This window comes from Streptomyces sp. E11-3 (genome assembly GCF_046540415.1).
Lineage (GTDB): Bacteria > Actinomycetota > Actinomycetes > Streptomycetales > Streptomycetaceae > Streptomyces.
The window spans coordinates 1-3,424 of the sequence record NZ_JAZGRL010000035.1 but is presented as its reverse complement, the minus strand read 5'-3'; the positions used below and the strand labels follow the sequence as shown (position 1 = coordinate 3,424).

The following is a 3,424-nucleotide window of genomic DNA, read 5'->3' as shown; positions in this document are numbered from 1 at the left end:
CCCGCCGGAAAGCCGCGGTGGCGCGACCGCTACACCACCAACCAGCTCGCGGGCAGGGGCGCGCTCGCCTTCCTCACCGCACACGCTGTCGCGCTCTTCCTGGTCATGGACGAAGCCTGGCCCACCGCTCTGTTGTCCGCGCTGCTCGTCTCCGTGATGGGTGGGATGATCAGCGTCTTCCCCTTCATCATGGGATGCGTCGCGGCCACGTTTCTGCCGACTCTGTGGCGGTTCGTCCGTGGCGGACGGCGGGTCCGGGCGGATTTCGTACGCCGACAGCCCGCCAAGTCGACACACCAGGACGTCTTCGCGGTCACCGACTCCTCGGGCCGTCGGCATGAGTACACGCGCTCGGTGGGCGGACCAGCGGTGGCCGCCCTGCCCTACCGGACCATCTGGCTCGTACCGGGCCAGGAGAAGCCGCTCGGGGCGTGGGCCCCCTTGGGCTATGCCTTCGGATCCTGCGTCGCCCTGGCGCTGTTCGCGGTAGGGACCTACGTGACGCTGTACTTCATTCCCGGAAGCCTGATCCGCGAGCTCCTGGCCTGACGCCCGTCACCCGCCGGTGGTGGGGGTGGCGGAGATGCCCCCAGGGCTGGGTCTGGCCCTGGGGGCATCGTTGTTCAGCGTTCGGCGGGTCTGCCGAGATGCTTGATCTTCTCGAAGGGGTAGGCCCCCAGAGTCACCACGGCCAGGCCGTAAAGCGCGAAGACCACGAGCCCCCAGGTGGAGACCGACTTACCGCCGCCGCTCAGGACGACGCTCCCGATCGGCACCAGCGCAGCGAAGCTGAGTGCTGCGGCCCCGGTGCACCAGAACGCCACCAGGCCGTTCGCCCGCTTCCGCAGGGCGGGGTCGGACTTCACTTCCGCGGAGACCTCGTACCCGTCGGACCTGTCGCAGACCGTCCCCCGGTACCCAACGCGCGCTGCCAGTGAACTGGCCACGCCCAGTAGGAGGAAGCAGCCGAAAATGAAGATGTAGGCCATGCCTTCCCCATGAGGTCGTCGTGCCGGGCGATCCTAACGGACGTACTTGATGACGAAGGCGATCGCAGGATCTAGTTGCCGAGGGCGTGGGTGAGGGCCTCGTCGAGGAGTTCCCGTAGTGCTGCGGAGGTCGGTGCCACCGCGGTGGCGAGGAGCGCGGGGCCGTCGGCCAGCGGGGCGAGGACGGCGCAGCCGTCACGGGAGTGCTCGCGGAGCAGTACGGGTTCGCGCTTGGTGTCCATCTTCGGGTCCACCAGGAGGAGTTGGCCGACTGCGCGGTGGCCGCCCAGGACCGCTGGGCCGTCCCAGCCGGGTTCCGGGGAGCCGTATGCCGACTGCTGGTCGAGCAGCGGGCGTCCGGCGCGGCGGACGAGGAGTCGGCTGACGAGGTGTCCTGGCTCCTCGTCGGCGCGGCCCAGGAGCTGTTCCTCGCGCAGTACGAGTCGTGCGGTCTCGGCGAGTTCGACGGTGTACGCCTGGCGGAGGTTGCTGCCCGCGGCGCTGATGAGGGGGTGGGGCAGCCAGCGCAGGTCGGCGTGTTCGCCCACGGTGAGGCGTACGTCGTAGGTGGCGGGCTCAGTGGTGGGGCCGCGCAGGGCGAGCGTGGCGGCGCCCGTGGTGACCTCCAGTTCGGCGCGGTCCTCGGCGGTGATGTCGATGGCGAGCCGGTCGCCGCCGAGCGGGGCGCTCATGGCGCCGATGATGCCCACCCTGGCGGAGCGCCCGCTGGTGCGCATCCGCCGAAGGTGGAACGGTCCGTCGCTGCGCAGCCGCGGGAGCGTGGTGACGCGCCCGTTGTACGCGGCGCGGATCAGCGCGGTGGCCCGTACTCCGTCGGGATGCCCGCTGGGCTCCTCGGCGCCGGGGGCGCCGCCCAGCGGGACGCGGGCGACGGTGAGTTGCGGAGCGGGGATCATACGGCTGCCTCGGCTCGCCACTCGGTGAGGTGGGCGGTGACCCAGTCGGCGACCTCCCGGATGCCGTCGTCGGAGGTGAGGCTGGTGAAGACGACGGGGAGATCGCCGCGCTGCTTCTTGGCGTCGGCGGCCATGGCGTCGAGGTCGGCGCCGACGTACGGGGCGAGGTCGGTCTTGTTGACGATGAGGAGGTCGGCGGTGGTGATGCCGGGGCCGCCCTTGCGGGGGATGTCGTCGCCGCTGGAGACGTCGATGACGAAGATCTGCACGTCGACGAGGCCCTTGGAGAAGGTGGCGGTGAGGTTGTCACCGCCGGATTCGACGAGGACGAGGTCGAGCGGGTGCAGGGTCTCCTCCAGGTGCTCGACGGCCTCCAGGTTGGCGGAGATGTCGTCGCGGATCGCGGTGTGCGGGCAGGCGCCGGTCTCGACGGCGGTGATGCGTTCGGGCGGCAGGACGGCCTCGCGGAGCAGGTATTCGGCGTCCTCGCGGGTGTAGATGTCGTTGGTGACGGCGGCGATGCACCAGCGGTCGCGCAGGGCGCGGCAGAGGGCGGCGACGGTGGCGGTCTTGCCCGAGCCGACGGGGCCGCCGAGGCCGACGCGGAGGGCGCGGCGCCTGCCGTCGGGCCGGGTCGCCGAGGCGCTGGGGAGGTGCTGGTGAGGCAGGGAGTGGTCGAGGTGCATGGTGACTCCGTTGCGAATCAGGGGTGCTCGGGTCGTGGTCAGGAGGCGAAGAGCCGGACGGTCCAGGCGGCGTGCTGCTCGGCGGTGATGTCCAGGAGTGGTGCGGACGCCGACGGCAGGGCGTCGACACCCGCGGCCGGGACACGGGCCGCGGCGTCGGCGGCGGCGGTGGCGACGCCGTCGGTCTCGGCGCTGAGGCGGGCCAGCAGCCCCGAGGCGTGGAGCGGGTCGAGGCTCAGCAGGCGCACGGCCGCGGTGGCCGGGCCGCCCGCGTTCTCGTACGCGGCGGCGTAGGCGGCGTCCACCGGGTCGAGCCCGGCGGCGCGAGCGGCGAGGCCCAGCACCACCGGCTGGTGGGCGCCCTGGGGGCGGGCGGCGGCCAGCCGCTCCAGCTCCTCGGACGGGAACGTCGCCCGCGCGGCGCGCAGCATCTGCCGTCCAAGGCGTCGGGCGACGGTCCGCAACGCGGGTACGGGCGTACGCGCGTCGGCCGCCCCGTCCAGCATCAGCGGGTCGTGTCCGGCCGCTGCCGCGGCGGCCAGTCCGGCTGCGGTCAGCCCGGCCGTGTGAAGGCGTCCGCGGCAGAACGCCTCCAGGGTGTCGGTGTCGTATACGGCTCCGTTGGCGACCGCGGCCTCGACGCCGCCGGAGTGGGCATGCCCACCGGCGGGGAAGCGGCCGTCGGCCAGCAGGAGCAGGGCTGCACGGCTCATGCGCGAGCGGCTGCCTTTCATGGTTGCGAGGGGTGCTGCGGGAGGTCTGCGGGGTTCGGGTGCCGACCGCCGTGGGGGGGGGGGGGGGGGGGGGGGGGGGGCCCCCCCCCCCCCCGGGG

5 protein-coding genes are annotated in these 3,424 nt (G+C 72.8%); 1 reads left to right on the top strand and 4 read right to left on the bottom strand.

The window, feature by feature from the left end:
• On the top strand, positions 1-549 hold a 549-nt coding region (locus tag U9R90_RS34510), incomplete at its 5' end, for a hypothetical protein (RefSeq protein ID WP_411061299.1).
• Between the two features lie 74 nt (positions 550-623).
• Here the strand turns inward: U9R90_RS34510 and U9R90_RS34505 are convergent.
• From U9R90_RS34505 to U9R90_RS34490, 4 genes are all read right to left on the bottom strand, one after another.
• Complete coding sequence (locus U9R90_RS34505) at positions 624-989, bottom strand: hypothetical protein (protein ID WP_411061298.1); 366 nt, start codon at positions 987-989, stop codon at positions 624-626.
• A 71-nt stretch (positions 990-1,060) separates the two neighbouring features.
• Positions 1,061-1,906 carry an urease accessory protein UreD gene (locus U9R90_RS34500; protein WP_411061297.1) on the bottom strand — a complete coding sequence of 282 codons (846 nt, stop codon included), beginning with the start codon at positions 1,904-1,906 and terminating at the stop codon, positions 1,061-1,063.
• On the bottom strand, positions 1,903-2,592 hold the full coding sequence (gene ureG, locus U9R90_RS34495) for an urease accessory protein UreG (protein WP_411061295.1): 690 nt from the start codon (positions 2,590-2,592) through the stop codon (positions 1,903-1,905). Before ureG ends, U9R90_RS34500 begins: the two co-directional genes overlap by 4 nt.
• A 38-nt stretch (positions 2,593-2,630) precedes the next feature.
• The gene (locus U9R90_RS34490; protein WP_411061293.1) at positions 2,631-3,305 is read right to left on the bottom strand and encodes an urease accessory protein UreF; all 675 of its coding nucleotides are present in this window, start codon (positions 3,303-3,305) and stop codon (positions 2,631-2,633) included.
• Positions 3,306-3,424: the final 119 nt, after the last annotated feature.